This is a genomic window from Flavitalea flava (genome assembly GCF_054461575.1).
Map to the genome: position 1 here is coordinate 1 of NZ_JBTLQH010000121.1, position 1,329 is coordinate 1,329.

At 44.7% G+C, this 1,329-nt stretch carries 1 protein-coding gene; it reads left to right on the top strand.

The features are described 5' to 3' along the window. On the top strand, positions 1-1,156 hold a 1,156-nt coding region (locus ACX0G9_RS31635), incomplete at its 5' end, for a heat shock protein Hsp90 family protein (protein ID WP_459068998.1). Between the last annotated feature and the right edge of the window lie 173 nt (positions 1,157-1,329).

Below are 1,329 nucleotides of genomic sequence, written 5' to 3' on the forward strand. Positions count from 1 at the left end.
GCTTTATCCTTATGGGGAGGCGCCTCTTTTTTGGATCCATTTGAATGTAGATTACCCTTTTAACCTAACCGGCATACTCTATTTCCCGAAGATCAAACAGAGTTATGAGATCCAGAAGGATAAGATACAATTATACAGCAACCAGGTCTTTGTCACAGACGAGGTAAAGGATATCGTTCCCGAATTTTTAATGTTGTTGCATGGGGTTATCGACAGTCCGGATATACCATTGAATGTCAGCCGTAGTTATTTACAAGGCGACCCGAATGTGAAAAAGATCAATAATCATATTACCCGGAAAGTAGCCGATAAGCTGGAGGAAATATTCAATAAGGAGAGAAAGGAATTCGAGGGAAAATGGGAGAGTCTGGGACTGTTCGTGAAATATGGTATGATGACCGACGATAAATTCCTGGAAAAAGCAGGCCGGTTCAATATCATGGAAGATGTAAAAGGCGGAACATTTTATACACTGGACGAATACAGGGCAGTAGCCGAAGGATTGCAAAAGAACAAAGAAGGTAAACTTGTCATTTTATACACGACCAATCCTGTGCAGCAGGATAGTTATATCCAACAGGCCCTGGCTAAGGGATACACGGTGGTAAAGATGGAAACGATGGTCGATGCGGCATTTATCAACCAGATGGAAACCAAATGGCAGGACGCACATTTTTCCAGGGTGGATGCGGACATTGCCGACAATCTGATCGATAAGGCTGAAGGGGAATCTGCAACCGTTCTGAACGAGCAGGAAGAGACCAGTCTGAAAGAATTGTTCAGCCGCCAGGTTCCGGAATTACATGTAACGGTAGAAATCAAAGGTCTGAGCCCGGAAGCCCCGCCGGTAATTGCGACCAGACCGGAATTTATGCGGCGCATGAAAGATATGGCAGCCATGAATGGTCCAATGGGAAGTTTTTATGCCAATATGCCCGATGAGGTTACACTAACGGTCAATGGCAATCATCCGATCTTCCAAACCGTAATAAAAGAGGAGGATAAAACAAAGCAGGAGAAACTGGTACATAATCTGGCGGACCTGGCCTTGTTGTCCCAGGGGCTGCTGAAAGGCAATGGCCTTACCACTTTTATACAGCGGAGTGTCGAGCTGATGGGAGGGGAACAACGGGCGAAAATAGTTGCGGAAGCGTAGGACTTTGGACAGTGGAGACTTTTAGTAATCCGGATCGGACTTAACGTAAATGTAGTCCCATCCGGATTACTGTTTTTATGGTTAACCTCTTATGATTTAGCCTTCGGCTTGTTAACTGCATCCGTTCTTTGTGAAAAATAGAACGTATACAGTTAACCTCTTATGTCTTAGCC